The following is a 23,156-nucleotide window of genomic DNA, read 5'->3' as shown; positions in this document are numbered from 1 at the left end:
ACTACGCTCCCGTGGCCACCGGTCGCTGGGGATCGCGGGACCAGGCGCTCCAGGATCCGGCGAAGACCGCCGCGGGTAGTCCCGCCTCGGCCAGGGCCAGGGCCGTGTGCGCGGCGGTGATGCCCGATCCACAGGTGGTTCCGATCTGCGCTCCGGGTACGGCTCCGACGCCGGCGAAGACCGCGCGCAGGCGCTCGGGATCCAGGAAATGGCCGTTGTCCAGGTACTTTCCCGAGGGGACGTTAACGGCACCGGGGATGTGTCCGGCGCGGGGGTCCATCGGTTCGCTCTCGCCACGGAAGCGCTCCCCCGCCCGGGAGTCGATCAGCACGCCGGAGGTAGCCAGGGCTGCGGCCGCATCGGCGTCCAGGACTGCGTTGTGTCCGAGCCGGGTCAGGACCAGGGTTCCGGGTTCGGGCGTGATCTCTCCGGTTTCCAGCGCCCGGTCCTCGGCCGTCCACGCGGCGAGGCCCCCGTCCAGGACCCGGAGGGTGACAAACCCGGCGTCGGCTAGTACCCACCAGGCACGCGCGGCGGGCAGCGAGGCGAACGTGTCGTATGCCACCACCGTGTCCCCGGGGTTCAGCCCCCAGCGGGTCACGGCGGTGTTGAGAATGTCCAGGGTCGGCAGCGGGTGCCGTCCGAGCGCGGGATCCCCGTCGGGATCTGCCAGCTCGGTGTCCAGGTTGACATACACGGCACCGGGGATGTGTCCGGCCAGGTAGTCGTCGTGGCCATCGGGCTTGTCCAGCCGCCAACGCACATCCAGCACACGAACGGGGGTTTCGGATTCCAGAAGGGCGGCCAGCTCGGCCGCGCTGATGAGGTTGCTCATGTGCCCAGAGTAGTGCGCCCCGGCTGGATTCTCACCGTGGGTGTCAGCGTGCTTGGATCGTCCCCGCCCGGGACGGCCGGGCGCATATCCGCCTCACCCGCGCAGCGGCACCCGCACGTCACCGCCGGCCTCCTCGGAAACCCGCTCGCCCATCTGGATCACGGTCGGCTCGGTGATGAAGCCGCCGGCGAAGAGGCTCTGTCCCTGAGCGAAGCCCTGAGCGCGACGGATCAGGTCCTCGGAGACGAACCCGAACACCTCGGACAGCTCGGTGAGGTCGCGGGGTGCGTTGACCCGCATCAGTCCGAGGTTGTCGCACTGGGAGAGCACGTTGGGGTGGATCTTGGTGGGGCGCTGAGTGGAGAGGAACAGCCAGAGACCGAACTTGCGGCCCTCGGCGGCGATCTGGATGAGACGCTGAGTGAGTGCTTTCTCGACCGCGGTCACGGGCTCGGGTGAGCACAGGTTATGGGCCTCATCGATCACGATGAGCATGGGGCGGCGTTCCTCGCGACGCTCCCAGAGGTGTTCGAGCACCGCCAGGGCGGCCACCTTGGGCTCGGCCGGGTGATCAAACCCGCCGAGGTCGAGCACGGTGGCGCGGGGACGCTCATCGATGACATCGGTCACCGAGTGGGCACCGCGCGACCACAGCTCCCATCCGAGCACCTGGAGGTTTTCCATCCGGTTGGCGAGGCGGCCCTCCCACTTATCGCCACTGTCGCGCAGCTTCCGCACCATCTCGGCGGTGTCAAAGCCCGCGGCGTCAAACCCCTGGGTTTCGCGATCGAGGTGCAGCAGAACGTTGTACTCCTCGGAGTCGGCGATCGGGTCGATCTGCAGCACAGCGGCCTTCGACGCGGGCGACAGATCAACATAGCGGACAAGCAGCCGCTCCCCCTCGGCCCGGCCGGACCGGAACACCCGCATGTCGAGATCGCCCCAGCGCTCATTCGCCGCATCGCTCGCCGTGGGGCGGGTTTCGCGCAGACGCACGAAGTCGGCGTTGGGATCCAGGATGAGCAGGGGCAGCTCGGTGTGCAGCAGCAGCTGTTCGAGGACAACGCCCAGCGCGTACGTCTTCCCGCTTCCGCTTTGTCCGCACCAGAACGTGTGCCGGTTGAACCTACGCGCGTCGATTGTTGCCGCGGTCCCCGGTGCTCCGAGAACCTCGCCGATGATCAGCTCGGTCATGGTGTCCTTTCGCTTTGACTCCAAGAATGGTCTGTTCCCGCGAGAAGGTAAAGGGGTATTTTCAGTTTTCTTGGCGAAGAGGGCGGATGTTTTTCAGCCCGCGTTTTTGACTGCGCAATGAGCGGTCAATTCGCGGACGCTGATACTCGTGCCCGGCGACGCCAAACTCAGAAATGCGCGAAAACCAGCGACAATGCACGGGTCGTGGAAACGAACCGCTCCGGCACAGTCTCTGATCACCCTTCCCCGGGTGCGCGAAAAGCACCCCAGCGCTGTCGAATCGCGCTGTCGCTTTGCGGGTCACGCAGCGCACTTCGATATATTCAACGTATGGAAGACATCCACAACCTTGGGTGGCCAGGACGAAATACAAATTCGATACGGCTTCGCGCCCGCGATGGGCGCAAATCAGCCGTACGCGTCGAGAAGTTTGAGCCGAAACTCACTCCCGAGCAACGGGCCACCGAGATCGCGCGGCGCGACGCCATAAAAAGACACAGAGCAGAATCGATTGCGCAGGCCAAGGCAAAGGCCGAAGCCGAAACAGCCCGCAAGGCTCGGGGCAAGAACCGTAAGCGTTCGAAGACGAAGACAGAGCGCGTCCTCGGGGCAATTCCACCCGCTCCGCGTCGCAATAGCTATGTGGATCCGTTTGCACGTGCCAACGATCCCCGGCGCCTCAACCGAGATAAGGAGCGAGGCTTACCCGGGTAGGCAGAAAGCCCCGGAATCGCACTGCTGCGATTCCGGGGCTTTCCGTGTGTTAGATGCATCCCGCAGTTAGATGACTATAGGAATTCGTCATCCTGGATTACTGAGGCAGATCAGTCCAAGCTATAGAAATCCACGCTAGAACTGCCATGACCACAAAAGCACCAAACAGAATCAAACTGATTCGAAGGCTGCTGAATTTTGCCGAAGCCACCTGCGACATCAACTCCGCCTGCGCCCACGCTTCCTCGACTCTTAGCGTTGCTGATGATGGATCCTTTGGTCGCTGCCCAGCTGCCAATGAGGGCCACGAAAAACGATTTGGAGCGCCCGACAGCGATGGCATGGTTCGCGGAATCAAGGTACGAATAACAAATCCCATACAGGTCAACGCCAAAAGAGCGGCACAGACGGACATCACAATCAGTATCCCTGTCCCAATGGAGTTTTGTGATTTGATGATAATTAAAGCTTTCGGGGCTGCTGCCAAAGCAATACTCGACCCAGCACCAAGTATTGCACCAAGAATTGATGCTTTCACATCGGCGTTCTTGATCCAGCCTCCTACCTCTTGGATCATGAACTTCGCATCTGAGATTTCATCAGTAAATGACATCGATGGTTCGACTTCATCAGCCAGCATCAGATATTCCTTCTGAGATCCATTCGCCTGAGAGGTACCAGGAAACGTACACCGCCATCCAATGGGCAGCCCAAGCAACTACATCTGCCATTGTGTGTTCTTCAGGTTTCCAGTCCGTTTGCGCTGCAACGCAAAGATTGCCATTGGTATAAAGATGCGGAGAAATTCGCACACGTCCAGCTTCCATACGCGTTTTACGCATACTTGGGATTACTTGGGGTAGACCGCCGTCCTTGCGATAGACAAATGTCAATGTATCTTTACCGGTGCCAGTGTCGATAACTCCAACCCATCTGGGTGGGAGTGAGCCCTCTCCATGGAACAACTTGAAGTTCGGGAAAAATCGGCTCATTTCTTCTATATCTCGATCGAGAGCTCCCGAAGCGTTCCACCAAAACTCGGAAGTGTCAATTTTCTTATCCTTCGGGTTCGCCCCGCCATGAAAGGTGTGGGGACGAATCAGTTTTGTCTCTGGCGCTGCAAAGGACTGGGTTACGTTAGGTCGAATGGCTACGACCTCACCCAGTTTTGTTACCGAAAACGGAAAACTGTGGCCGTGGTCTGCCATGAGCTGAAAAATGGTCATTAGCTGAATACCTCGTCAAGGGCGCGGCCGTTCAATTCCTCAATTACACTTCGGAACTGTTCCGGCTTTACAGGAGATCGGTAGCCGAAGTAACTGTATAGCTTTGTCTGCCCCTTGCTTGTAAACGACTTGGGACGCTTCCCTTCAGCGGAAAGCAATTTCTTGTCTGCAATGCGGTCAGCGAACTCTTCCCCAACCACAATCTCCCAAGACGCAGCAAGTTTTTCACACTTTGCGGCGAAGTTTGATGCAAATCCAACTACGTTCACTTCGTTAGACTCTCTAGTGCCAGTCCGTGTGAATGTATGCGTCCCAAAGTCCAGACCAGCGCGTACTTTTACCGCTTCAATTCCCCGATTTTCCAGCTGTGGGTTAAGGCTCTTCCTGACATCCTCCAAAGCTTTATTGCAAGCCGCGGCGGCCAGTACAACGTCGGTATTTTTGTGTGCTGATGATACTGGCCCAAAGCCAGCAAACAGCCCGTCGCCCCGGAGCCCCAACACATGTCCACCGAAGCTCTGCACAATGTCAGTAAATCCTCCGAGAACTGCGTTCGCAAGAATCGCCATATCCTTGGAGTCTTCCCAAAATGTCCTGCTCGTAAAACCAGTCAGGTCAAGAAATACTGACACCATCTCGCAACTGGCATGTTGGCCTATGTCAAGATACTCAAATCTAGGGTGCCCAGTCTTGATAACCGGCGCGCCTAGGCGCGCCGATTCCCGGGAATGAGTAATGCTATTTTGCGCATCGAGATAACCAAGGACTTTGTTTGCAAATGGGTTAGAACCGTCAAAGGTTGGGTACATATTTAGAACTCTCCTGGGGGTCAGAAACAACATTGGTTTCGTTCCACGCAAGCGGCATCATCCAATGACAGCATTCGGGTTGGCGTGTCAGTGGCATGCGATATAGAGTTTCAAAGTTCGAATCGAAAAGAACTTGAATCCCGCATGTTTCGCAATAGCTTGCCTACGTAAAACGGATTTCAGAAAAGATTGCCCAGACCGTGGTTGCAGCCACGATCCGGGCAATCTTTGTTTTCACGCTATGCGATGAAAATTCTTGGGAGGCACGACTAGAAGTCCCAGTCCTCATCCTCGGTCACGACGGCCTTGCCGATGACGTAGGAGGATCCCGAGCCACTGAAGAAGTCGTGGTTCTCGTCGGCGTTCGGCGAGAGGGAGGACAGGATCGCCGGGTTCACGTCGGTGACGGTCTTCGGGAACATGGCCTCGAAACCGAGGTTCATCAGCGCCTTGTTGGCGTTGTAGTGCAGGAACTTCTTGACGTCCTCGGTCAGGCCCACGGAGTCGTAGAGGTCCTGCGTGTAGTGAACCTCGTTCTCGTACAGTTCGTACATCAGGTTGAACGTGTAGTCCTTGAGCTCCTGCTGACGCTCCGGGGTCTCCTTGTTGAAACCGATCTGGAACTTGTAGCCGATGTAGTACCCGTGCACGGCCTCGTCACGAATGATGAGGCGGATCAGGTCTGCGGTGTTGGTGAGCTTTGCACGGCTCGACCAGTACATCGGCAGGTAGAAGCCCGAGTAGAACAGGAAGGACTCCAGCAGGGTCGAGGCGACCTTGCGCTTCAGGGGGTCGTCACCGTGGTAGTAGTCCAGAATGATCTGGGCCTTCTTCTGCAGGTGCGGGTTCTCGGTGGACCAGCGGAAGGCCTCATCGATCTCCTTGGTCGACGCCAGGGTCGAGAAGATCGAGGAGTACGACTTGGCGTGCACCGACTCCATGAACGCGATGTTCGTGTAGACGGCTTCCTCGTGCGGGGTCAGCGCATCCGGGATCAGCGAGACGGCGCCCACGGTGCCCTGAATGGTGTCCAGCAGGGTCAGACCGGTGAAGACCCGCATGGTGAGGAGCTTCTCCTCGGGGGTCAGCGTGGCCCAGGACTGCACGTCGTTCGACAGCGGCACCTTCTCGGGCAGCCAGAAGTTGTTGACGAGGCGGTTCCACACCTCAACGTCCTTCTCGTCTTCGATGCGGTTCCAGTTGATCGCCTGGACGGCGTTCACCAGCTTGAGTTTCTCGGACACGTTTTTCCTTTACCTACGATCAGAAATCAAATGCTATCGGTACGGGGTGCCGCGTGCACGTCCGGGGACGTGCACGCGGCGCAGCGGGGGCCGCCTGGCTTCGGGGGCGAAGCGCTACAGCATGCACGCTGTTAGAGCATGCATACGCGTTACAGCATGCAGCTGACGCAGCCGTCAACCTCGGTACCCTCGAGCGCGAGCTGGCGCAGACGGATGTAGTAGATCGTCTTGATGCCCTTGCGCCATGCGTAGATCTGAGCCTTGTTGATGTCGCGGGTGGTGGCGGTGTCCTTGAAGAACAGCGTCAGCGACAGGCCCTGGTCCACGTGCTGGGTAGCGGCGGCGTAGGTGTCGATGATCTTCTCGGCACCGATCTCATACGCGTCCTGGTAGTAGTCCAGGTTGTCGTTGGTCATGAACGGCGCGGGGTAGTACACGCGGCCGAGCTTGCCTTCCTTGCGGATCTCGATCTTCGAGGCGATCGGGTGGATCGACGAGGTCGAGTTGTTGATGTAGGAGATCGAACCGGTCGGCGGTACGGCCTGCAGGTTCTGGTTGTAGATACCGTGCTTCATGACGGAGTCCTTGAGCTCGGCCCAGTCGGCCTGGCTGGGGATCTCCACCGAGGAGTTCGCGAACAGTTCACGCACCCGCTCGGTCTCGGGCAGCCACTCCTGGGTCAGGTACTTCTCGAAGAACGCACCCGATGCGTAGGTGGAGTTCTCGAAGCCCTCGAAGGTCACGCCACGCTCGATGGCGATCTTGTTGGAGGCACGCAGCGCGTGGAACAGCACCGTGTAGAAGTAGATGTTGGTGAAGTCGATGCCCTCTTCGCTGCCGTAGAACACGCGCTCACGAGCGAGGTATCCGTGCAGGTTCATCTGGCCGAGGCCGATGGCGTGGGACTTGTCGTTACCGTCCTCGATCGAACGCACCGAGGCGATGTGGCTCTGGTCGGACACCGAGGTCAAACCGCGAATGGCGGTCTCGATGGTCAGGCCGAAGTTCGGCGAGTCCATCGCCAGGGCGATGTTCAGCGAGCCGAGGTTGCAGGAGATGTCCTTACCGATCTCCTTGTACGACAGGTCGTCGTTGTAGGTGGTCGGGGTGTTGACCTGCAGGATCTCCGAGCACAGGTTCGACATGTTGATCCGGCCGGCGATGGGGTTCTCGCGGTTCACCGTGTCTTCAAACACGATGTACGGGTAGCCCGACTCGAACTGGATCTCGGCGATGGTCTGGAAGAACTCACGCGCGTTGATCTTGGTCTTCTTGATCCGCGAGTCATCCACCATCTCGTGGTACTTCTCGGTGATCGAGATGTCGCCGAAGGGGATGCCGTACACGCGCTCGACGTCATACGGGGAGAACAGGTACATGTCCTCACCCTTCTTGGCCAGCTCGAAGGTGATGTCGGGAACCACAACACCCAGCGACAGGGTCTTGATACGGATCTTCTCGTCGGCGTTTTCGCGCTTGGTGTCGAGGAAGGACATGATGTCCGGGTGGTGGGCGCTGAGGTAGACCGCACCGGCACCCTGACGCGCACCGAGCTGGTTGGCGTAGGAGAAGGAGTCTTCCAGCAGCTTCATCACGGGGATGATGCCCGAGGACTGGTTCTGGATCTGTTTGATCGGAGCGCCGGCCTCGCGGATGTTCGAGAGGGACAAGGCCACGCCACCGCCGCGCTTGGAGAGCTGCAGCGAGGAGTTGATGCCGCGCGAGATCGACTCCATGTTGTCTTCGATCCGCAGCAGGAAGCAGGAGACAAGCTCGCCGCGCTGTGCCTTACCGGAGTTCAGGAAGGTGGGGGTCGCGGGCTGGAAGCGGCCGGCGATGATCTCCTCAACCAGGTTGGTCGCCAGGGCTTCATCGCCATCGGCGAGACCCAGTGCGGTCATCACCACGCGGTCCTCGAAACGCTCCAGGTAACGCTTTCCATCGAAGGTCTTCAGCGTGTAGGAGGTGTAGTACTTGAACGCGCCCAGGAAGGTCGAGAAGCGGAACTTCTTCGAGTAGGCGAGGTCGTTCAGGCCGGTGATGAACTCGAAGGAGTACTTCTCGATGACCGCGGGGTCATAGTATTCCTTCTCCACCAGGTAGTCCAGACGCTCCTTGAGCGAGTGGAAGAACACGGTGTTCTGGTTCACGTGCTGCAGGAAGAACTCACGGGCTGCTTCGCGATCCTTGTCGAACTGGATGTTGCCATCCGCGTCGTACAGGTTGAGCATCGCGTTCAGCGAGTGGTAGTCCATGCCCTGCGCTACCGGTGACTCGGTCAGTGACGGTCCCAAAATTCTTCCAATCCATCGTGGACAACCTGTACGTCGTCCGGAGTGCCAAATAGTTCGAATCTGTACATCATCGGAACCTTGCATTTCTGCGCGATGATGTCGCCGGCGAGGCAGTACGCCTCGCCAAAATTGGTGTTACCCGCGGCGATCACGCCACGGATCAGGGATCGGTTTTCCACGTCGTTGAGGAATCGGATCACCTGCTTCGGTACCGCGCCCCCGTGTACTCCGCCTCCGTATGTGGGCAGAACAAGAACGTAGGGTTCGGTGACCTGGAGCGCCGGATCCCGCGCATAGAGCGGGATTCGCGCGGCCGGCATGCCCAGCTTTTCAATGAAACGGTGGGTATTGCCGGAGATACTGGAGAAGTAGACGAGATTTGTGCTCATCGGGATCCCTCCAAGGTGAGAGCACCGTGAACCGGTGCCGGTGGTGCTGTGCCCGGCGGCGACTCCCCCTGGTAGGTCGGTCGCGGTCAAACACACGGGTGAATTCGTTCCCTCAACGAAGCACCCGGGGAGGGCACCACACACCTCACAAACGGAGCCCCAAACGATCCGAACGATGGTTGCGTGGTGGCGACGCGATGGCGTCGCGGTGTTGGTCAAGCGCGGTTCGGATGTCCGAAACCGCCTCCCACCAACCTAGGCGAGGCGAGCGGCCAGTTCCTCGATCTTGTCCGGGCGGAAGCCGGACCAGTGCTCGTCATCTGCGATGACCACGGGGGCCTGCAGGTAACCCAGAGCCTTGACGGCTTCGAGGGCGTTTTCGTCGGCAGAAACGTCGAGAACCTCGTATTCGAGGCCCTTGCTATCAAGCGCGCGGTAGGTCGCGGTGCACTGGACGCAGGACGGCTTGGTGTAAACGGTAATCGTCATCTTCGCAGTTCCCCTTTATCTCTAATTTGTTGGCTTGTGCGGCAACTTGTGCCCCGCCTTCAATACTACATCTAGTTGCTCGATCTGTCTCGTACCCCAAGGGGTAGTAGTTGCACCAATGTAGTTATCCACCGGGTTGTCCACCGTTTTGGGGAGTTATCCACCGTTCATCCACGGGGTTTTCCACAGTTCCTGTGGGCGGACTACCCCGTGGTTTGGGGGCAATAAACGCCGTGACCGGCGTGTCTTCGATGGCCCTCACACTACGCGTCACCCCCGACATCATTTTTAGTCATACGGCACCCCCGCGGCGTGTCTTACGCCTCGCCACACTCGGGCCGGATAACCCACCACAACGAGTTCCGCATCGGCGCTTACAATTAACATATGAGTGCATATTCGAACCTCCTGGCGACCCCGGGAGTCGGTCGAATCATCACCGCCCAGCTCGTGGCACGCTTTCCCTTTGGAATGCTTTCGCTGGCCTTCCTCCTACACGTGGAGCAGGTCACCGGGTCCTACGGCAAGGCGGGCCTGGTTCTAGCCGCCACAAGTATCGGCCAGGCGGTTGCGGGACCCCTGACCAGTCGCTGGATGGGAGCCTGGGGAATCCGCCCGGTCCTGATCCTCACGACCGCCGTATGTGCCATTTCCGGCACCTCGATCGCCCTGATTCATGGCGATGTCGGCATCTACGTCATCCTCGCCGTAATCTGCGGGCTGAGCACGCCCCCGGTCCAGCCGGCGGTGCGCACCATCTATCCCAAGATGGTCAACTCCAAGCAGCTGACCCCGCTGTTCTCCCTCGACGCCTCCGCCCAGGAGATCATCTGGGTCCTGGGCCCGGTGATCACCACCTTTATCGCCACCCAGATCGGTACCCAGTGGGGCATCCTCACCGCGATGGTCATGCTGGTGGGCGGTGGCCTCTGGTTCATCGTGCTGCCCGAGGTGGGCCGCGTGCGCATCCCGCGCAGCAAGCGCAAGTTTGGTGTGGTGCTGCGCCGCCCTCCGGTCCTGCTGGCCACCATCGTTGGCTTCCTGCTGATCGGTGGTGTCGCGGCCGTCGAGGCGGGCGTGGTGGCCACCTTCGGCCACGACGGGATCGAGGCGGGACTGATCCTCGCCGTCTTCTCGATCGGAAGCCTGTTTGGTGGACTGGCCTCTGGTGGCATCCCGATCGGCCCGTGGGCCCTGGGACGCCGCATGGCCGTGGTCTTCATCGGTGTCGCGCTGGCGATGTTCTTCCTCAACTTCTGGGGCCTGGCGATCACCCTGCTGGTCGCCGGACTCGGCATCGCCCCGGCCCTGGCCGTGCTGTTTGCCATCGTGTCCTCGAGCGTGAAGTTCTCCGACACCGCCGAGGCCTATGGCTGGGTGGGAACCGGACAGCTGATCGGCTCGGCCCTGGGATCCGCCGCCGCCGGATTCATGATCGACCACAACGGCGAGCAGGGGGCCTTCTGGGTCGCCGGCGCGTTCCTGGCGCTGGGCACGATCGTGCCCATGCTGGGCAAACGCTGGCATCCCGACCTGCGCAATCGCGAGGTCGGGCCGATGCCCGACACCGAGCCCATCCGCATCCCCTCCTAGTTTTACCCCGACCGCCCCGGCCCTCCTGGACCGGGGCGGTCGGCGTTGGGGGCGGCCGAGGCATCGTGGGACGCCGTGTGCGTTTCGACCGACCTCCCCGCGTGATAATCTGCGCTCATGAGCACGACCCCGGAATCCCCCGTTTCCCTGCACCCGGACATGCGCGCCTGGCTCGAGGCTATCCGCGCGGATAGCGGACCGAACTGCCGCGAACTCGGCGTCGAGCGGGTGCGTGGACGCGGGGCCGACCGGGCGTCCACCCGAGCCCCGGGGCCTGCCATGGCCGAGGTTCTGGAGGCCACGGTGGGTGCCGATGTGCGAGTACGCACCTACGTTCCGGCCGAGGCAGACCCCGAAACCAGCATCGTCTACCTGCACGGTGGCGGCTTTGTGGTGGGCGACCTGGCTTCCCACGACGCCCTGTGCCGACGCCTCGCCGTGGCCACCTCCACCGCGGTGATCGCCGTCGACTATCGCCGCGCGCCCGAGCATCCGGCACCGGCCGCCGTGGACGACACGATCGCCGCCGTCGCCTACGCCCGTACCCGAACCCCGCGCATCGCGCTGGCCGGAGACAGCGCCGGGGCAGCCATCGCGCTCCTGGCGACGGCGCGTCTGCTGGCCCGGGGCGAGCGGGTGCACGCCCTGCTGTTGGGCTACCCGATGACCGATATGACCCTCTCCTTCCCCAGCGTCGAGAAGTATGGAACCGGGCACGGACTGGATACGGCGGACCTGGAGTGGTACATCGAGCAGTGGGTGCCCGCGGGTATCGACCGGGGTGCGTCCAGCGTGTCCCCGATCTCCGGTTCGATGATCGGGTTCCCGCCCACGCTGTTGGTCGCAGCCGAGCTGGATCCCCTCCACGATGAGGGCATCGCGTTTGCCCAGCGCTTGCAGGCCGCCGGCACCCTGGTGAGCGTGCGGACCGAGCCGGGACTCCCGCACGGTTTCCTGGTGATGGTCGACGCGCTGGAGCCCGCACGAGCCGCCAGCGAGCGGGCCTTCGCCGAGTTTGCCGAGTTGCTCACAGCCCTGCACAGCTAGCTTTTTCTCCACAGGTTTCGCGCACCGATGCGAGTGGATAGTGGTCGGCGTATGGTGGGATTCATGACCGAAAATACCAGCCCCACCGCTGCCTCCGCTGATTCCGCTGCCTCCGCTGATTCCGCTGCCTCCGCTGCCTCCGCTGCCTCCGCTGCCTCCGCCTCGGCCGAATCGTTGCTGACCGCGGAGGTCCTGGCGGCGATCCACGCCCGCGCGGCCGAAAACGACGCACACAACGTCTTTTTTGATGCTGACCTGGCCGATCTCACGGCGGCCGGCTATCTGAGCGCCGGTGTTCCGGTTGAACTCGGCGGTTCGGGGTTTGGTCTGCCCGAGCTCAGCCGCGCCCAACGGCTGCTGGCAGGGGCGGCACCGGCCACGGCGCTGGCCATCAACATGCATCAGGTGTGGGTTTCGGTCGCGCGCTACCTGTACGAGCGCGGAGACTCGAGCCTCGACTTTGTGCTGCGCGGGGCGGTCGCCGGGGAGGTGTTTGCGTTCGGCGTGAGCGAGGCCGCGAATGACCTCGTCCTCTTCGATTCGGACACCGTTGCCGAGCCCGATGGGACCGGAGGCTATCGCTTCACCGGCACCAAGATCTTCACCTCGCTCTCCCCCGCCTGGTCCCATCTGGGCACCATGGGCCGCGATAACTCCTCACCCGATGCCCCCAAGATCGTTTTTGGTTTTGTGGCCCGCGACAAAAACGTGGTTCACCGCGACGACTGGGACACCCTGGGAATGCGGGCAAGCCAGTCCCGCACCACCGAACTACACGGGGCGTATGCGCCGGCCGAGCGAGTGGTTCGCCGACTCGATGTGGGCCCGGGTGGGGATCCCCTCATCTTCGGTATCTTCGCCGCGTTTGAGGTCCTGCTGGCCTCGGTCTATACCGGTATCGCCGAGCGGGCGTTGGAACTCGCGGTGAAGACGGTCACCACCCGGCGTTCCAAAAAGTCCGGGCGCCCGTATTCCGACGACCCCGACATCCGCTGGCAGATCGCCGACGCGGGTCTGCTGATCGACGCGATCCTTCCGCAGCTCGCGACCATCGCCCGAGACTTCGATACCGATGCCCCGCATGGGGCGCGCTGGTTCGCCCAGCTCTCCGGGCTCAAACATCGCGCCACCGAGCAGGCACGTCGGGTGGTGGACCACGCGATCCGAGTGTCCGGCGGATCCAGCTACTTCAGCTCCAACGAGCTGTCCCGTCTCTACCGCGACGTGCTTGCGGGAATCTTCCACCCCTCGGATGCCGAATCCGCCCACGCCACCGTGGCGTCAAGCCTGCTGGGGCCGATCGGAGCCGCCGATGAGAGCTAACGAGTGCTAGGGCGCTAGCGGATCTGCAGTCCGTTGGAGTCGTAGAACACGACGCCGGGGTTCTCGCGAACGTAGCGGGCCAGGGCGTCGCGACCCTCGACGGTCATCGGCGGCCAGGTCCAGTTCTCCACCTCGGGGAGGTTCGCGGCAACCGCGTGGAACAGTTCAAACTCCACCCCGGTGCCCAGGTGCTTCTTGGGGATGACCACCTGAACCACCTGCGCGCGGGTGAACACGGTCATCACCTGGATGCGCGAGCCGGTCTTGTCATCGCGCAGGATGTACTCGCGGGCACCAGGCTCATCGGCAGGGATCTGCACGATGTCGAACCGGTTCGCGTCGGCGACGCCACCGCGCTCGGTGGGGGTACCCGAGGTACCCCGTTCGGCAAACACCGAGCGGGACCGGCGCAGGAACAGCACCAGGACCACCGCCACGATCGCGATACCCAAAATCAGGCCGATGGTTCCCATGATGATCCCTTTCGCCACGCAGCAAGATGGTGGGCACTCGCGGCACCCACCATCCCAGCCTAGCGAACCGTGCTACCCGGCGCTGGTCTGCAGTACTACTCAACGCCGCTCGACAGTGCTACCTGGTGCCGGCCACGCGCGCTGCTCAACGCCGATCAACGTTGCTATCCGACGCCGGTCAGCAGTACTACCCAACGCGGGTCGTGGGTGTTATTCAGCGCGGGTCAGCAGCGCGTCGATCCCGGTTGCGGGGTTGCCGGTGAGCAGCCGGATGTCGTCGGTCACCACGTCGAACTCGCCCGCGGCGATTGCCGTATAGGTGGACACCCAGGCGTCCTCCTGCCAGCTCGGCACCCCGTAGTGGGCGCGGGAGGCGTAGGCCTCCTCGACGGTCTCGTTTTCGAATCGGGTGGGGGTTCCGGTGTGTCGGGTCAGGGCCTCGGCCACCTCGGCGAGGGTGATCGAAGCGGGTCCGGTCAGCGTGTAGGTGTGTCCGCGATGCGCCGCCGGATCCAGCAGGATTCGGGTAGCCACCGCGGCGATATCGCGGCGGGCCACCGCGGCCACCCGGCCCTCACCGGCCGGACCACGGATGACGCCGTCGGCATCGGCAAAGCTCACCAGGGCATCCAGATAGAAGTTATCGCGCAGAATCGTGTAGTTCACCCCGCTGGCTCGCAGGTGCTGCTCGGTGGCCCAGTGATCCCGGGCCAGGGTAAACACCGAGTCCTCGGCCGCACCGACAAAGGAGGTATAGACGATATGGGTGACCCCGGCCTCGGCGGCCGCGTTGATCATCCCGATGTGCTCGGCCACCCGGTCGGCACTCTCCGCCGCGGACACCATGAACAGCACGTCGATGCCGCGCAGCGCATCCTTGGCCTCCGGGGTGTGACCATACGACGCGGTGGCGATGCTTGCGCCCTCCAGCCGCGGGGCTCGTCCGGCGCTGCGCACGATCAGGCGTTGCTCGCGTCCGGCTTCGGCGAGCGCCGCCGCGACCGCACCTCCCAGTGCACCGGTGGAACCCGTAATGGCAAGGCGAGCGGAGGGAGCAGACATCGATGACCCTTTCGGTTTGGCGTCACACCAGATTGGCAGCGATTCCCGAGAGTTTCGTGGGCGTGACGCAAATGGGATGTGCTTCGCGGGTTCACCCGGCTATGAGTAGATTAGAAATACTCGCGAGCAAGGAGAACACGTGACCACACCCAACGTAACCCTGAACAATGGTGTTGTCATTCCCCAGGTTGGGTTTGGCGTCTATAAGGTCCCCGATGAGGAAACCCGAGCCGCGGTCGCCAGCGCGCTGGACCTGGGATACCGCAGCATCGATACTGCCGCGCTCTACGGCAACGAGGCCGGTGTCGGCACGGCGATCGCCGAATCGGGGCTCGCCCGTGATGACCTTTTTATCACCAGCAAGGTGTGGAACACCGAACACGGTTTTGACAAGACCCTCGCCGCCTTCGACCGCAGCATGGAGTTGCTGGGCCTCGACACCCTCGACATGTTCCTGATTCACTGGCCCTGCCCCCGGCAAGACCTGTACCGCGAAACCTGGCGTGCCCTGGAACGGCTCTATGCCGACGGCCGGGTGCGCGCCATCGGCGTCTCCAACTTCACCCCCACCCACCTGACCCGCCTGCTGGAGACGGCCGAGGTGGTTCCCGCGATCAACCAGATCGAGCTGCACCCCGCGCTGCCCCAGCACGAGGCCGTCGCCTTCCACCGCGAGCACGGAATTGCCACCGAGGCGTGGAGCCCGCTGGCCCGCGGCAAGGGCCTATCCGATCCCGAGATTGCCCGGATCGCCGCCCGGGTGGATCGCAGCCCGGCTCAGGTCATCCTGCGCTGGCACCTGCAGCAGGGACGCATCGTGATCCCCAAGTCGGTCACCCCGTCCCGGATGGCCGAAAACCTCGCCCTGGACGGCTTCACCCTCACCTCGGACGACCTCGCCCTGATCGACACGCTGGGCCGCGAGGATGGACGGGTGGGCTCGCACCCCGACCGGGTCGAGCCATAATCGAACGTCTCGAACGCTTCCAACTTCCGCTGTGCCTCGCCGCGGTGCTCCTGGGCATCGCGGCGGGTTCGTGGATGCCCGCTCTCGCCTCCCCGCTTGAGGCCGCGCTCACCCCGGTCCTGGCCCTCCTCATGTGCGCCACGTTCCTCGCGGTTCCGCTGGCTCGGCTCGGACCCGCGCTGCGCGATGGGCGCTTTATCGGCGCGATCCTCACCCTGAACTTTGTGGTGGTCCCGGCGGTGGTGTGGCTCCTGACCCGCACCGATCACGGCCTCCTCCTGGCCGGAGCGCCGGTGGAGGCGGGCACCCGGGTGGGGATCGTCCTGGTTCTGCTGGCACCGTGCGTGGACTATGTGATCGCGTTCACCGGACTCGCCGGCGGTGCCCGGGATCGGCTCCTCGCCACCGCCCCGCTCCTGCTACTGGTGCAGGCGGCGCTCATCCCGCTCTACCTGCCGCTGATGGTGGGCACCGAGTCCCTCCGCCTCGAACCCGGCCCGTTTGTCGAAGCCCTGACCGTGCTGCTCGTGATTCCGCTGATTTTGGCCGCCGTGGTGCAGGCCACCCGGCGGCGCTCGCGACTCTCCCGCGGCATCGAACGCGCAGGTGCCGTGGGTATGGTCCCGCTCATGATGGCCACCCTGTTGACGGTGGTGGGTGCGCAGAGCGCAAAAATCGGCTCCGACCTTGCCACCGTCCTAATCGCGGTTCCCACCTTTATTCTGTTCCTGATCGTGATGCTTCCGCTGGGCATCCTCGCCGGAAAAGCCTTCGGCCTGGATGTCCCTGGCACCCGGGCACTCACCATGAGCGGTGCCACCCGTAACTCACTCGTGGTGCTTCCCCTGGCCCTGGCTCTCCCCGAACCGCTCAACGCGGCCGCCCTGGTGGTGGTGACCCAGACCCTGGTTGAGCTCACCGGCATGCTCGTGTACGTTCGCGCGGTCCCGCGACTCATCCGCTAGCGTCGGCCGAGCGGGCCCGAGAGGCCGACCCCGCGATTCCGAGCTGGCCGCGGGGGCCCGAGAAGCCGACCCCGCGATTCCGAGCCGACCGCGGAGATCCGAGGGGCCTACCCACCTACTCCGAGGACTTAGCCCGCCAGCCCGAGCCGGCCGCTGGCCCGCGCCGCCCGCGCGGCAAGCTCGGCGAAGGCGAGTTTGAGATCCTCGGGTTCGAGCACCTCTACGTCGGCATCCAGGAGCAGGAGCCACCGGGCGACGGCCTCGGGATCGGGCGCGGTGATCCGGATCACGCTGCTGCCCTCACTCGAACGCTCCACCTTGCCCCAGGCCGGGAGGACCCAGCGGCGCACGCGGGTGAGGTCGCGTTCGATCCGCACCACGAACTGTCGCGTCGCCGGGGCTCCCGTGTGTTCACGGACGAAGCGGTCCAGATCCACCGCGGGCTCCCGCCGCGGGACGGAGGCGACCGAGGTAATCACGACCCGGCGGAACCGATCCAGCGGAATCACCCGCCACTCGGCGGACTCCAGCAGGTACACCACTGCATGCCAAGCACCCCGCGAATAGGCCAGGCGGAGCGGCTCGATGCGGCGGCTAATCTCCCGGCCCACCGGATCCGAGAACTCCGCATCCACCCGTCGCCGCTCCCTGCACGCGCGGGCCAGCCGGATCAGCAGCAGCGGGGGTGGCGCGTCGATGGCCATTCCGGCCAGGTGCGAGATGTCCAGGAAGTCCGCATGCCGATACAGGGCCTCCATGGTGGAGTCGAGTCGGCCCGGCATCACCGCGCTGATTTTTTCGCTCACGGTATCCAGAAGCTCGTCGCGGTGCTCACGATGCATCTTTGCCGCCCGCAGCGCAAGCTGGACGGCCACGGCCTCATCGGCATCGATCACGATCGGCGGCAACGCAGTACCCGGGTCGAGGTAGTAGCCCCCACCGGTTCCAAAGGAGGAATCGATCGGGTAGCCGTCCTCACGGAGCTGGGCGATATCACGCCTGACGGTGCGCGCGGTGACACCCAGTTGGCGGCCCAGTTGATCGGCGGACCAGCCGTGGCGCTGTTGGAGAAGTGCGAGTAGCCGAAGGAGTCGGCCGGAGGTTTCCCACATGAGAGGTTTTCGCTTCCGTTCCGGTTGGCGGCCACCCCGCCCCCCGCGGTGTGATGCCGTGCAACCTGTCCTCCAGTGTCACCGGATTTACCCGGTAAATTGCTGGACTCCCAGAGATTCAGAACAAACCGATTGTGATTTGGTCCTAAATGTCCTACATTTAACGCGTGCTCAAAAACGCCCCCTCCTCCCCCGATTCCATCGAGAACTCCGTGCCCGCCAGCGCCCCAAAAGCCGGGGCGAATCGCGGGGGCGGCCCCCGCACCGTGACGGTGCCACAGCGCGTCGCCGCGGACATCCGGGCCAAGATCGACGCGGATGAGTGGCCCCCGGGCACCCGCATCCCCACGGAGATGACCCTCGCCAAAACCTATGGGATCGGCCGCGGAAGCGTGCGGGAGGCGCTGCGTTCCCTGGTCCATTCGGGCCTTCTGGAGGCCCGCGCCGGAGACGGAACCTACGTCCGGGCTCGCAGCGAACTCCAAGTTCAGCTGACGCGACGGGTCACCCCCGATCACCTCGACGACCTCCTCGAGGTACGCGCCCTCCTCGAGCGTCACACGGCACGCCGCGCGGCCCACCGTGCCACCCCTGCCGACCACGAGGCGCTGCGCGAGGCACTGGCGCGGCGTGACGCATCGGATAACGTGAGGGACTACATCAGCCACGACGTGAAATTCCACGAGATCATCGTGCGCGCGGCGGGCAACTCCCTCCTCGCCGACCTGTATGTGGATCTGGATGCGGTGGCTACCCAGCTCGAATCGCTCCCCATCCACGGCGACGATGTCGAGGCGTTTCGCGCCTTCATCACCCACGGGCACGAGAGCCATCACGAGCTTCTGGACGCCATCATCGCCGGAGACGCCGATCGCGCCGACGCTCTCGCGGCCCACCTGGTCGAGTGCGCGCGGTCCATGTTCACCCCCGCCGAACCCTAGGCGCCCTGGCGAACCTCGGGCCGGCGCCGCACCCTCGGAGCTCCGGCGCACCGCCGCATCCTGGACTCACACCGTACCCCGGCCCCCAGGCCCGCACCTTCCCCGACACCCCGCACCCAGGCCCCCCGCCTGATCGCGGACATGCCGAACACCCGCCACCTCCCGAGTTTCCGCCCCGAAGCACCCGCAATCACCCCGCCGCGGACCGCTCACCGAGCGCCCGCCCGCGCCCCCACACTTTTACCTGTCTAACCGAAAGAACACACATGACGACACCCTCCGCCCCACCCACCACAAACCGCGGCGCCCGCACCGGCCTGCTCCTGGTGGGCATCCTGCTTATCGGCGCGAACCTGCGCGCGGCCATCACCCCGGTCGGTCCCGTGCTCGGCGACATCCAGATCGACCACGGCATCTCGGCGGCCCTCGCCTCGGTGCTGATCTCGATTCCGCTGGTCGCCTTCGCCCTAGTCTCCCCGGTCGCCCCGTTCATCGCCCGCAAGCTCGGCATGGAACGCGCGCTGGGTGCCTCCCTGGGGCTGCTCGCAATCGCCATCGTGATCCGCTCGCTGCCCTGGTCCCCGGGCCTCTGGATCGGCACCGTGCTGCTGGGTATCGCGATCGCGGTGATCAACGTGGTCCTGCCCTCGCTGATCAAGCGCGACTTCCCGGATCGTGTGGGCAGCGTCACCGGCTGGTACTCGGCCGTGCAGGGCACCGCGGCGGCCATTGCCTCGGGTCTCGCCGTCCCCATCGCCGGTGCCGACGGGAGCGGCTGGCGTCTCGCCCTGGGTATCTGGGCCGGACTCGCGGTGATCGCCCTGGCGGTGTTCTGGCCGCAGCTGCGCTCGCGCACCCTGCCGCTCCACGATCGCCCCGCCGCCCTGGACCCGCACCCCGGCCAGTACCGCTCGCCCTGGAAGAGCGCGCTGGCCTGGCAGGTGACCGCATTCATGGGACTGCAATCCACGGTGTTCTACTCGATCATCACTTGGCTGCCCTCGATCGAACGCTCCGCCGGCATCGATGCCACCACCGCCGGATTCCACCAGTCCGAGCTCCAGCTGGTGGGTGTGCTCTCGACGATCACCGCGGCGGCGCTGGTCCAGCGCTCGAAAAACCAGAGCCTGCTGGCGCTGGGATCCGCGCTCTTCTCGGCGGCCGGCGTCATCGGTGTGCTGATCGATCCGACCCTGGCGGTCCTCTGGGCCGCACTGCTGGGGGCCGCCGGTGGCGCCTCGATCGTGATCGTGCTGAGCATGTTTGGGCTGCGCACCTCGCACCACGGACAGGCCGCCGCCCTGTCCGGCATGGCCCAGTCGATCGGTTACCTGTTCGCGGCCTTTGGCCCGATCGTGATCGGCCTGATCCACGATGCGACCGGCTCCTGGCAGGCCCCGCTGTTTGTGCTCCTGGGCATCGTGATCGCGCAGGCGATCTTCGGAATGCTCGCCGGCCGCAACCGGGTGATCGGACTGCACGAGCCGGTGCCCGCCGGATAACCCACCCGATATCGCACCACCCGACGGTTCCCGGATCGCCTCTCGCCTCACCGCGAGACATCCCCGAACCCACGGCGGATCCGCTCGATATCATGACGAGGCCGCCACCCGGATTCGGGTGGCGGCCTCGTTTTATGCTTTTATACGGCCCTAGCGGCGCGAGGTCGGGCGGGTGGCCCGGGCGGCGGCGGTCACGCCGCGCTCGCGGGTTCCCACGTCGATCGCGTCATCTCGGGAATCCGAGACCGTCCCCACCGGGGTGAGGTAGCGCTCGATCGAGTCGTCCATCTCCTCGAGCCACGGGGTGTGGTGCACGGCGGCCATGGTGCCGGTCATCACCGAGGGGTAGGTCTTATCCCGGTAACGGGCGATATCCACCTGCTTATCGTGCTGCCAGGACTGGAAGATACGCACAACCTCGTCCAGGTCAAACATCGGGTAGTCGGTGCGCTCGATCAGATCGCGAATGTAGGTGGCCTGATAGACGACCTCGGAGTCGTGGTCCGGCAGTGCCGCATACTCGGCCAGCCAGTGACGGATATCCGCGGCCCGATCCTCGGCGTCCGGCAGGGAAATGCGGCCCAAAATCACATCGCGCACAAACCATGCCTGCGCGTCGAACATATTGAAGGTGAACCACTGGTCCTGCGCGCCCACGTAGAACAGGTTCGGGTTGCCCTGCCAGACGGTGCCCTTATAGAGGCCGTCCGGGTAGAGGTTGTTCGGGGAGGACAGCGCGAGCGAGTCCGGGAGGAACGGGTACTTGTGGAGGTAGCCGGTGCAGAGCACCACGGCGTCAACCTCGCGGACCGATCCGTCGCGGAAGGTGACGGTGTTCCCGTCGAAGCCGACCGCGAGCGGCAGTTCCTCGACCCCGGCGGGCCAGTCGAAGCCCATCGCGTGCGAGCGGTAGCTCAGCGTGACCAGCTCGGCACCCATCTTATGTGCCTGCATCCCGATGTCCTCGGCCGAATAGCTGGCACCGATCATCAACACGCGCTTGCCGGCCAGGCGCTCGGCTCCGCGGAAATCGTGGGCGTGCATCACCTCGCCGGTGAAGTTTTCCAGGCCCTCAAAATCGGGCACGTTGGGGAAGGAGAAGTGTCCGGAGGCGACGATGATCCGGTCGAAGTGCTCGGTGGTGGTTTCGCCATCGGCGAGGTTTTCCGAGGCCACGGTGAAACCATCCTCGGTTTCCTGGGTCCAGCGCACGATCGTGTTGAAACGTACGAAGCGTCGCACGTCGCTCGCCTCAACTCGGCCGGCGATGTAGTCCCACAACACCGCGCGCGGCGGGTAGGAGGAGATCGGCTTTCCAAAGTGCTGATCGAAGGAATAGTCGGCAAATTCCAGGGCTTCCTTCGGCCCGTTTGACCACAGGTTGCGGTACATGCTGGAGTGCACGGGCTCGCCGTGCTGGTCGATTCCGGTGCGCCACGAGTAGTTCCACTGTCCGCCCCAGTCGGCCTGCTTTTCAAAACAGACAATTTCGGGGATCTCGGCGCCGCTTTCGCGTGCCGCCTCAAAGGCGCGCAACTGCGCCATTCCACTCGGTCCCGCTCCAATAATCGCAATGCGTTCTACCACGACATCCTTTCCGGCCCTCGGCCTCAGTTCGGCATGTTTTGGTGAGGGGAAATCACCTGCGAAAGTTGCCTCTGTGCGAACGGCCGGCGCGGGCCCCACGTGGGTTCCGGCAGCCATAAACCGACGCTCCGGGCAACCCCGCAACGTCACCCATCCTAACAAAATGGCTGATTGTACGGCGATTCACCACGGGCTATATGCGCCTAAACCCCTGGTCAAGCGGTCGTTATTTATATTCTGAGTATGCGAAAAATAGTGCCAAATGGGCAACTTTGGATGCGTTTTATGCACCTCATCACGTGCCCCCGGGACGTCCCAAAACCGGCTGTTTGGGATCTCGTTTTCGGGATGCATGGAGCTCGCTAGACTGGCCTGATGGATCCCCGATTGCCACCCTGGTGGGGTGCCCCGTTTGATGCGGCGGACGTCGCCCATGCACGGGTTGAAGATGATGTGGAAAACGCCGACTATGCGGCGGGGATCGTGACCCTGGGTTCTGCTCGCTGGCGCATCCGCACCGCGCGGATCACCCCGACCAAGCCGGGCGGATTCGTCTCGGCCTGGCGGCGCGGAGACGACGGCATCACCGAACCCTTTACCGCCGACCCGACCCTGGCTGGGATGATCGTGTTCATCGAGGATCGCGAGCACCGCGGGGCGTTTGTCTGGGACACCACCCGGCTCACCGAACTCGGGATTCTCCGGTCATCGGCCCATCCGGGTAAGCGCGGATTTCGCGTGTATCCGAGCTGGTGCACCGGGCTCAACCGGCAGGCCGAGGCCGCCCAGCGTCGTCAGGCTGCGGGGTTTGTGAACCTTTCCCAGGAACAGGCTGGCCCTTCAACAACGTACTGACGTCGACGCCGCACCTTTCCCTCCCCTACCGGTCCTTGGCGATCGGAGCGAAGGTCGCGCCGGTGATCCGGGCGAGGTCGGCGGGGGCGAGTTCGATGTCGAGGCCGCGGCGTCCGCCGGACACAAACACGGTGTCGTAGAGCTGCGCCTCCTCGTCGATGACCGTGGGCAGCGGTGTCTTCTGACCCACCGGGCTAATCCCACCCACGATGTAGCCGGTCTTTCGCTCGGCCAGGCCGGTGTCCGCAAGTTCCGCCTTCTTGCCACCCACTGCCTGGGCGAGCGCCTTCAGGTCGAGCATCCCGGCCACCGGGACCACCGCGACGGCGAGGGTACCGTCCACGCTGGCCACCAGGGTTTTGAAGACGCGGGCGGGGTCCAGGTCGAGCTTGGTGGCGGCCTCCAGCCCGAAGTTTTTCTCGGCCGGATCGTGATCGTACTCGTGCGCGATCACCTCGATCTGAGCCTCGGCAAGCGCACGCAGCGCGGGGGTGCCGGCCGGGGCCGGAGTCTTCTTGGCCATGCGGCACCTTTC

The 23,156-nt window shown here is 63.7% G+C and carries 22 protein-coding genes; 8 read left to right on the top strand and 14 right to left on the bottom strand.

The window, feature by feature from the left end; all coding sequences use genetic code 11:
- Position 1: 1 nt before the first annotated feature.
- From C7C57_RS03910 to nrdH, 9 genes are all read right to left on the bottom strand, one after another.
- On the bottom strand, positions 2-835 hold the full coding sequence (locus tag C7C57_RS03910) for a sulfurtransferase (protein WP_187977663.1): 834 nt from the start codon (positions 833-835) through the stop codon (positions 2-4).
- A 93-nt stretch (positions 836-928) separates the two neighbouring features.
- Positions 929-2,029: an ATP-binding protein gene (locus C7C57_RS03905; protein WP_187977662.1), complete on the bottom strand. Its 1,101-nt coding sequence runs from the start codon at positions 2,027-2,029 to the stop codon at positions 929-931.
- An 811-nt stretch (positions 2,030-2,840) separates the two neighbouring features.
- Positions 2,841-3,383 carry a hypothetical protein gene (locus tag C7C57_RS03900; RefSeq protein WP_187977661.1) on the bottom strand — a complete coding sequence of 181 codons (543 nt, stop codon included), beginning with the start codon at positions 3,381-3,383 and terminating at the stop codon, positions 2,841-2,843.
- A complete protein-coding gene (locus C7C57_RS03895; RefSeq protein WP_187977660.1) occupies positions 3,373-3,969 on the bottom strand; it encodes a hypothetical protein in 597 nt (198 codons plus the stop codon). Before C7C57_RS03895 ends, C7C57_RS03900 begins: the two co-directional genes overlap by 11 nt.
- A complete protein-coding gene (locus C7C57_RS03890) occupies positions 3,969-4,604 on the bottom strand; it encodes an adenylate/guanylate cyclase domain-containing protein (RefSeq protein ID WP_187977659.1) in 636 nt (211 codons plus the stop codon). Before C7C57_RS03890 ends, C7C57_RS03895 begins: the two co-directional genes overlap by 1 nt.
- Before the next feature lie 443 nt (positions 4,605-5,047).
- The gene (gene nrdF, locus C7C57_RS03885) at positions 5,048-6,022 is read right to left on the bottom strand and encodes a class 1b ribonucleoside-diphosphate reductase subunit beta (RefSeq protein WP_030148332.1); all 975 of its coding nucleotides are present in this window, start codon (positions 6,020-6,022) and stop codon (positions 5,048-5,050) included.
- 149 nt (positions 6,023-6,171) lie between these two features.
- The gene (gene nrdE, locus C7C57_RS03880; RefSeq protein WP_051701623.1) at positions 6,172-8,277 is read right to left on the bottom strand and encodes a class 1b ribonucleoside-diphosphate reductase subunit alpha; all 2,106 of its coding nucleotides are present in this window, start codon (positions 8,275-8,277) and stop codon (positions 6,172-6,174) included.
- A gap of 23 nt (positions 8,278-8,300) precedes the next feature.
- A complete protein-coding gene (gene nrdI, locus C7C57_RS03875) occupies positions 8,301-8,705 on the bottom strand; it encodes a class Ib ribonucleoside-diphosphate reductase assembly flavoprotein NrdI (RefSeq protein ID WP_187977658.1) in 405 nt (134 codons plus the stop codon).
- 255 nt (positions 8,706-8,960) lie between these two features.
- Complete coding sequence (gene nrdH, locus C7C57_RS03870) at positions 8,961-9,194, bottom strand: glutaredoxin-like protein NrdH (RefSeq protein ID WP_030148329.1); 234 nt, start codon at positions 9,192-9,194, stop codon at positions 8,961-8,963.
- A gap of 387 nt (positions 9,195-9,581) precedes the next feature.
- Here nrdH and C7C57_RS03865 point away from each other — a divergent pair, with 387 nt between their 5' ends.
- From C7C57_RS03865 to C7C57_RS03855, 3 genes are all read left to right on the top strand, one after another.
- Entirely contained in the window at positions 9,582-10,787 is a 1,206-nt protein-coding gene (locus C7C57_RS03865) for an MFS transporter (protein WP_187977657.1), read from the top strand.
- A 117-nt stretch (positions 10,788-10,904) separates the two neighbouring features.
- On the top strand, positions 10,905-11,834 hold the full coding sequence (locus tag C7C57_RS03860) for an alpha/beta hydrolase (RefSeq protein WP_187977656.1): 930 nt from the start codon (positions 10,905-10,907) through the stop codon (positions 11,832-11,834).
- A gap of 63 nt (positions 11,835-11,897) precedes the next feature.
- Positions 11,898-13,157: an acyl-CoA dehydrogenase family protein gene (locus C7C57_RS03855; protein ID WP_187977655.1), complete on the top strand. Its 1,260-nt coding sequence runs from the start codon at positions 11,898-11,900 to the stop codon at positions 13,155-13,157.
- 14 nt (positions 13,158-13,171) lie between these two features.
- Here C7C57_RS03855 and C7C57_RS03850 read toward each other — a convergent pair whose 3' ends face one another.
- Positions 13,172-13,630, bottom strand: coding sequence for a hypothetical protein (locus tag C7C57_RS03850; protein WP_030148325.1), 459 nt, complete (start codon positions 13,628-13,630; stop codon positions 13,172-13,174).
- A gap of 210 nt (positions 13,631-13,840) precedes the next feature.
- Positions 13,841-14,692, bottom strand: a complete 852-nt coding sequence (locus C7C57_RS03845) for an SDR family oxidoreductase (protein WP_187977654.1) — start codon at positions 14,690-14,692, stop codon at positions 13,841-13,843.
- 139 nt (positions 14,693-14,831) lie between these two features.
- Between C7C57_RS03845 and C7C57_RS03840 the strand changes: the two genes are divergently transcribed.
- Both C7C57_RS03840 and C7C57_RS03835 read left to right on the top strand, forming a co-directional pair.
- On the top strand, positions 14,832-15,659 hold the full coding sequence (locus C7C57_RS03840) for an aldo/keto reductase (protein ID WP_187977653.1): 828 nt from the start codon (positions 14,832-14,834) through the stop codon (positions 15,657-15,659).
- 74 nt (positions 15,660-15,733) lie between these two features.
- Positions 15,734-16,624 (top strand): arsenic resistance protein, encoded by an 891-nt coding sequence (locus C7C57_RS03835; protein WP_187977652.1) that lies wholly within the window; start codon positions 15,734-15,736, stop codon positions 16,622-16,624.
- A 128-nt stretch (positions 16,625-16,752) separates the two neighbouring features.
- Here the strand turns inward: C7C57_RS03835 and C7C57_RS03830 are convergent, their stop codons facing one another.
- Positions 16,753-17,736: a YafY family protein gene (locus tag C7C57_RS03830; protein ID WP_187977651.1), complete on the bottom strand. Its 984-nt coding sequence runs from the start codon at positions 17,734-17,736 to the stop codon at positions 16,753-16,755.
- 167 nt (positions 17,737-17,903) lie between these two features.
- Between C7C57_RS03830 and C7C57_RS03825 the strand changes: the two genes are divergently transcribed.
- Together C7C57_RS03825 and C7C57_RS03820 are read left to right on the top strand one after the other, a co-directional pair.
- Positions 17,904-18,677 carry a FadR/GntR family transcriptional regulator gene (locus C7C57_RS03825; protein WP_187977650.1) on the top strand — a complete coding sequence of 258 codons (774 nt, stop codon included), beginning with the start codon at positions 17,904-17,906 and terminating at the stop codon, positions 18,675-18,677.
- Between the two features lie 266 nt (positions 18,678-18,943).
- Positions 18,944-20,179, top strand: coding sequence for an MFS transporter (locus C7C57_RS03820; RefSeq protein ID WP_187977649.1), 1,236 nt, complete (start codon positions 18,944-18,946; stop codon positions 20,177-20,179).
- A gap of 150 nt (positions 20,180-20,329) precedes the next feature.
- Here C7C57_RS03820 and C7C57_RS03815 read toward each other — a convergent pair whose 3' ends face one another.
- Positions 20,330-21,766 carry an NAD(P)-binding domain-containing protein gene (locus C7C57_RS03815; RefSeq protein WP_255505765.1) on the bottom strand — a complete coding sequence of 479 codons (1,437 nt, stop codon included), beginning with the start codon at positions 21,764-21,766 and terminating at the stop codon, positions 20,330-20,332.
- Positions 21,767-22,141: 375 nt separating this feature from the next.
- Here C7C57_RS03815 and C7C57_RS03810 point away from each other — a divergent pair, with 375 nt between their 5' ends.
- A complete protein-coding gene (locus C7C57_RS03810; RefSeq protein ID WP_187977647.1) occupies positions 22,142-22,621 on the top strand; it encodes a MepB family protein in 480 nt (159 codons plus the stop codon).
- A gap of 25 nt (positions 22,622-22,646) precedes the next feature.
- On the opposite strand, the gene ybaK is transcribed toward C7C57_RS03810, so the two are convergent.
- The gene (gene ybaK, locus C7C57_RS03805; protein ID WP_187977646.1) at positions 22,647-23,144 is read right to left on the bottom strand and encodes a Cys-tRNA(Pro) deacylase; all 498 of its coding nucleotides are present in this window, start codon (positions 23,142-23,144) and stop codon (positions 22,647-22,649) included.
- Positions 23,145-23,156: the final 12 nt, after the last annotated feature.

Origin of the sequence: Mycetocola sp. JXN-3, from assembly GCF_014522285.1 — a bacterium.
GTDB classification, from domain to species: Bacteria; Actinomycetota; Actinomycetes; order Actinomycetales; family Microbacteriaceae; genus Mycetocola; species Mycetocola saprophilus.
This window is presented reverse-complemented; position numbering and strand designations above follow the sequence as displayed.